5 protein-coding genes are annotated in these 5,715 nt (G+C 66.8%); 1 reads left to right on the forward strand and 4 read right to left on the reverse strand.

Annotation, left to right across the window (positions count from 1 at the left end; translation table 11 throughout):
• Positions 1 to 303: hypothetical protein (locus tag ETD96_RS46300; protein WP_205719708.1), on the forward strand; the 303-nt coding region annotated here is incomplete at its 5' end.
• Positions 304 to 1,555: 1,252 nt separating this feature from the next.
• Here ETD96_RS46300 and ETD96_RS40380 read toward each other — a convergent pair.
• The 4 genes from ETD96_RS40380 to ETD96_RS40395 form a co-directional block, all read right to left on the reverse strand.
• On the reverse strand, positions 1,556 to 2,683 hold the full coding sequence (locus tag ETD96_RS40380; RefSeq protein WP_138641762.1) for a hypothetical protein: 1,128 nt from the start codon (positions 2,681 to 2,683) through the stop codon (positions 1,556 to 1,558).
• A gap of 14 nt (positions 2,684 to 2,697) precedes the next feature.
• The gene (locus ETD96_RS40385) at positions 2,698 to 3,708 is read right to left on the reverse strand and encodes a thiopeptide-type bacteriocin biosynthesis protein (protein ID WP_138641763.1); all 1,011 of its coding nucleotides are present in this window, start codon (positions 3,706 to 3,708) and stop codon (positions 2,698 to 2,700) included.
• Entirely contained in the window at positions 3,690 to 4,808 is a 1,119-nt protein-coding gene (locus ETD96_RS40390; protein ID WP_240808568.1) for a lanthionine synthetase C family protein, read from the reverse strand. Before ETD96_RS40390 ends, ETD96_RS40385 begins: the two co-directional genes overlap by 19 nt.
• Before the next feature lie 47 nt (positions 4,809 to 4,855).
• Positions 4,856 to 5,715, reverse strand: an 860-nt coding sequence (locus ETD96_RS40395; RefSeq protein WP_205719709.1) for a thiopeptide-type bacteriocin biosynthesis protein, incomplete at its 5' end; no start/stop codon positions are given.

Raw genomic sequence — 5,715 nt, forward strand, 5'->3', positions numbered from 1 at the left:
CTGCTCGCGCAGCTCAAAGACCATACGGACCGCGCGTTCACGCAGCTCAACGGAGTACTTTCTCGGGGGTGCCATAGCCCCTCACCCTTCCAGGTTTCAGGGCCTCCACCCAACCCGGGGCGCTCCACCACCAGACTGCCCGCGAAGCTCTGCTGGCGCACGACGTTGTGTGTCGTGGCCTTGCGGTATCTCCCCCTGCTGAGCCAGCCAGTGCGCCGCTTCGATGACGATGGCCGGATGCTTGGTCGCCTCCATCTTCTGGACGTAGGCATCGTCAAAGGGGGACAGTTTTGGCTGGTCTAGGCCAGATGCATTAGATGTGTCGCTGACGTCGCCGGCCCTTGATGGCGTTGATGGTGGACTGCTTGACGTGCAGCCCGACATCGGCAGGGATAAGGCGACTGTCGGTCTGGCGGCGAGCAGCATCGAGCTTGCATGGAGAGAACTACACGTATGGGCAGTGAGAGTCCACGTCGTTCGGCCAGCCCCCGCCCGCGCCGGGTGAACCGCCACCCGAACTGGCCGCTGACGTTGGTGACTGGCCCCCCGCTTGCGCGGGAGAACGACCGGCGGCTGAAGGCCGGCGAGCTGGCGCACGGACCATCCCCGCTCACGCGAGGAGAACGCCGCCAAGACCCTGTCCCGCATCGACGGCACCAAACCACCCCCGCCCGCGCGGGGAGAACCAGTGCAGAGCGACGTATTCGTCCTGCTTGACCGGACACCCCGGCTCGCGCGGGGAGAACGACGGACTGAGAGCCCGTGACAAGATTGAGCGCGGACCACCCCCGCTCGCGCGGGGAGAACTTGGCGGCCTGGAGGTCATCCCAGCGGACGCCCGGACCACCCCCCGTTCGCGCGGGGAGAACGCCCCCGACACCGAGCCGATGGCCTTGGCCATCGGACCACCCCCGCTCGCGCGGGGAGAACGCCCACGCCGACGGTGCCGGGGTCGCCGATCGCGGACCACCCCCGCTCGCGCAGGGAGAAAGCCGCGCCCGAGTTGCCCCACTCCGGGGCGGTCGGACCACCCCCGCTCGCGCGGGGAGAACTTGTGCGCGAACGCCAGGCACGCATCGGTTGCCGGACTACCCCCCGCTCGCGCGGGGAGAACGCCTCCACGATCGGTGACCCCTGCAGCACCAGCGGACCACCCCCGCTCGCGCGGGGAGAACCGCAGGCCCTTGACGAAGCCCGCGGGCCCGTTCGGACCACCCCCGCTCGCGCGGGGAGAACCCCCCATCGGACTGATCGTCATCGCGATCGGACGGACCACCCCCGCTCGCGCGGGGAGAACGAACGAGCTGCGGCGTTGGCGCCGGTGACGAACGGACCACCCCCGCTCGCGCGGGGAGAACGACCTGACCGCCAGTGCCGAGGTGCGGGCGAGCGGACCACCCCCGCTCGCGCGGGGAGAACACTTCGCGACCTGCACGCATGTCAAGGCGTTATCGATTTGAGATCAATGCCCTGGTGCTGGTCAACCGCCACAGGTGAAGCCTAAGGGACTACAGGAAACGGGGCCGAACGACCGGCTTCAGATAGTCGTCTTGCGTCATCGACAGATGTCTGTGCTGAGTGATGCCGACAGCACCTTTACCGCCGTAGTGGTGGCGTTGGCGAAGGCCGTCTGGAGTGGCTGGGGTAGAGGCCCAGAGCCCAGGCCGCTCGAGGTGACCAGGTTGGCAAGGGTGCGACGCCGACGTGCGGGCAGGACGAGGCCGGGGATGCGGGCGTGCAGGACGGCTCGTGCGGCGTATCCGTCGCCTGAACTGGCTGCTTCAGCCGCGACCTGTTGCAGCAACGCGGGTGCTTGGGAAGGGATGCCGTTGCTCGCGAGGGTGGTGACGGTGAGGCCGAGGCGGGCCCGGAAGAGTGCGTAGCCAGCGATCGGGTCGCTGTTGCGGAAGGTGTGGATCATCCCTGTGAGGAGCGCAATGGGAGCTTGGTGGTTTGCGCTGCTGCAGATCACTTCGAGGCATGATGCGATCTGGTGTTCCCAGGGCTCGGTTGGGGTGCTGGCGTGGAGGAGTTCTCGGGCTGTATCGGGTGCGTCGTTGAGGTAGGCGGCGAGAATTGCGATTTGCCGCCCTTCCATCAGGTGGGTGCCGATCCCGCGGTGTGCTTCAGCAAAAGCGGCTGCGTCTCTCCAGCGTCCCGTGGATGTCAGGGCTCGTATGCCGTCGGTGAGGAGTTGCAGCCAAACCCATTCGCGAAGCTTGTTTCGGTCCTCGGAGGTTCCCCTCAGGTGCGCAAGGGGGAGGATGCGATTGTCGAGTACGAGATCAGTGTCCGTGGTGACCGCATGGTGCGTCTCCCTCAGGAACCGCAGGGCGGTGTCTTGGGCTCGGCTGCGGATGTGGAGGCGAGCCAGATTGACGACGGGTTCGAGCATGTAGCGGGCTTGCAGCGTGCTGAGCCGCTGCCCGGCTGTGCGGTAGCAGTCGATATGTTGCCAGCACACTTGACGGGCTTCGTTGCTGAGGCCGTTGTCGCTGGCCAGCAATGCGGCCTTGTTCAGCGCGTGGGCTGCGTTGTGGAGTGCGGTGGCGTCCTGCTGCTTCGCAGGGTAGGCGAGTTCGATGATCTCTTGGACGCGTTCGGGCAGAGACAGACAGACCGGATGTCGGCGGCCGAGGAGAGGGAAGTAGTGGAGGGCCGCATTGAGCGCCAAGGAGTCCATCGTTAAGTTCCGTCTCAGTGGGGACCGGCGTCAGGCGGGTTCAAGAATGCGGCGGAGGCGGCGCGCGCGAGTATGCCCTGGGTCGTCGCTGAGAGGCCGAGCCGATTCCAGTGGAAGATCACCACATGGGCGAGGACGGCTCGCAGCCCGCGATCGAGTCGGCCGTCGACCGCCGCGGCGCCGAGGCGTCGGCCTGCGGTATGGAAGGCATCTCTCCAGGCTGCTATGAATTCCGCTGGACCGTTCAGGGTGGATACCGGGGCGGTGGATTGGGCGGCGACGCGAATGAGTGTGCGGACGCTGCCGGTGAGGGCCTCGGTGCTGGAGGCTGTGGGGCTTGGTGGGGACGGGCGCAAGCGTGCGACTCGGTGGAAGACGTCGCCGCGTTCGAACCAGTCGAGTCCCGCACCGTGGAACAGGGCCTGGAGGAGGGCGATCGACAGTTCCCGACGGCCGATGTCCGCGGACCCGTTGCACGCGTACGCCAGGGTGCCTCGGCTGTCGGCGGATGAGAGGTCGTGGATGATCCCCATCGCTGTGGAACCGCCGAATGCGGCGTACTCCGGTTCGTAAACCGATGTTCGCCAGCGTCTGATCAACTTGTCGTCGGTGAACTCAATGAGTATCTCGGCGAGCGGTTCGGGGAGCTTGGTTGACGTCTCGTCTGAAGTCATGGGCCTGCGTAGTCGTAGTCGCCAGCAGGGGTGCTTGCGTAGGAACCACCAGCTGACGATGACGCCGTGGTGTTGCAGTTCGTCCAGGCGCGGTCCGAGGTGAAGGGTCGCGATGCTCTCGGCCTGTTCCCACTCGGGGAACTCGACCAGGACCTGGCACCACCGTTGCTCGGTGCGGCGTTCCAGGGCCGCGTAGCCGGCGGCCATGTACACCTGGACGGCCGCGAAAAGCTCGGCCGGGTCCAGAGCATGGTTGGTGGCGGCAGCGTGAAGGTCTACGCCTGCCAGGACGGCGAGGACGCCGGACGCGAGCTGAGCGGGTTCGGCTTCGGTCAGGTGATCAGCAGACATCTGTCCCATCCTGTGAGGGGTGGCGTGCCGCTTTGTGCGGTCTCCGCGACCAGCTCCACGCCGGCGCGTCCGGTGAGTAACCCCTGGTCGGGTAGGTGGTCGCGTGTGGCGCTGGTGATGAGCGCTGCGGCCAGTGCGGGTAGTCGCTGGTGCAGGGCTTGGTCGTAGCTGTCCTGAGCCACGCGGTAGGCGGTCTGGTAGAGGCCGGCCAGGCCGTGACAGACCCCGGGTTCCGTGATCTGGGACAGGTTGGGCTCGGTTAGGGAGGCCAGTAGTGCCTGTTCGGCGGTTCTCTTACGTGTGGCATCGGCGAGGGCGATGGCGGCTAGTTGGAGGGCTCGTGTGATTCCGGCGCTGCCGTAACACCACGATGGCCGCCCCGGAACTCGTTGAGTGGGACGGCCGGTGCGTAGTTCAGAGCGGGTAATCCACTGCGGCCACCATGGGCCGTCCGGGGAGTCTTGCCGCCAGAGGTCGAACCAGTTCGCCAGTCGGAGGATTGCTTCGTGTTGCCGGTCGACGAGGTGTCCACGGCGAGCGGCCAAGGCGAGGAGCGCGAGGATTCCCGCGGCTCCGTGGGCCATGCCGAAGTTGGCGTGGCCGCCGGGTGTCGGCAAGGTCGGGTCAGGGTTGTGCGAGACCCACCAGCCCGGCAGTTCGTCCTCGTCATGTCGTCGAGGCTGGGTGAGTCGGATCAAGAACCCGAGCAGATCGGCGAGGACGTCGCTACCGGGCTGGTTAGCCAGAAGTAAGATTCCAATACCGACCAGCCCGTGGAAGAGGTCGTACTCGGCGAAGCGTGCGTGTTCATCAGCGTTGAGCCTTCGTGTGGCAGCGGCCACGCGGCGGTGGGCCAGACGTGTCAGGTGGCCGTCTAGGACGGCGAGAGGTTCGGCGTACCGTTGGTGGCCGTCGCTGCCGGTGATGCCGAGAAGGAACGCAAGAGTCGGAGCCCCGTAGTACAAGCCTGTGTGGTCGCCCCCATCGACGGGACCACTGGCCACCTGCTGGATCCGGCTGTGCGCATTAGCCCAGCAACCGCGGTCGGCCAGTGCGCGTTCGATGTGGAGGAGGGCGATACCGGGTGTTCCGGTGGCCAAGGATTGATGGTGCGCCTGGGCCAAAGCGAGGGTGGTCGGTGGTGAGCTCACCGAGCACCTTCCGGTACTCGTGCGATGGCTAGGTTGCGGAGGGCGACGGCACGGGCAAGCCGGCCCGTGATCGCCTCGTGCGTTGGGTCCACACCCAGCGCACGGACGTGGTGCTCATGCAGCAACGTCTTCAGTAGGTCTACGGGATCACACTGCCCTTTTAGAACACGGTGGTAGGCCGTGGCAGCGCGCGACCGGGCCTGCCAGGCGGATGCGACGGCGTCACCGCCTGGCAGCGTCCTCACGAAAGCGAATCCGCTTTGCGCGTCGCCAAGACGCAGCGCTTGAGCGCGGGAGCTGGGATCGAGCGGGCCGGTGCTTTGTTCCAGGCAACGGGTCAGTGCGCGATAGCCGGACCGAGGGGAGTGGGCGAATGCCGCAGCCAAGTGGGCCATGGACGCCGCTGCGATGGCCTCGCCTGGTATTCCGGTGGAGTCTGCCAGCGTGATCTGTGTGATGGCGGCTGCGGTGTCGGCAGCGAACACGTCTTCGGCGGCTTCCAGGACCGGGCCATGACCATAGCGGCCCGGGTGCTCGGCAGCGGGGTTGAGCGTCAGTTGCCTTAGCAGGCCGCGTGCCTCAAGGTCGGCGGCGAAGGTGGCCAGCCGGGCGGCCATCGGCCCGAACTGGGAGCAGTCGCTGAGCCGAAGGAGCAGCACCAGGTACTGATCGGCTTCGAGATGGACGAGGTCACGGTGCCGGCGGATCCACCATCGTTGGACGGCCTCGCCGAGTCCTTCGGCGAAGGCAGACAGGTGGTGGGTGAGGATGGCGTCGAAGCGCGCCGGGTTGCCCACCAGGTGCGCTCGTAGGAGTTCGGCATCGCCCGGCTGATGGAAGATGCCCTGCAGCGCCG

It is taken from the genome of Actinomadura geliboluensis (assembly GCF_005889745.1).
In the GTDB taxonomy this organism is placed as follows: Bacteria; Actinomycetota; Actinomycetes; order Streptosporangiales; family Streptosporangiaceae; genus Spirillospora; species Spirillospora geliboluensis.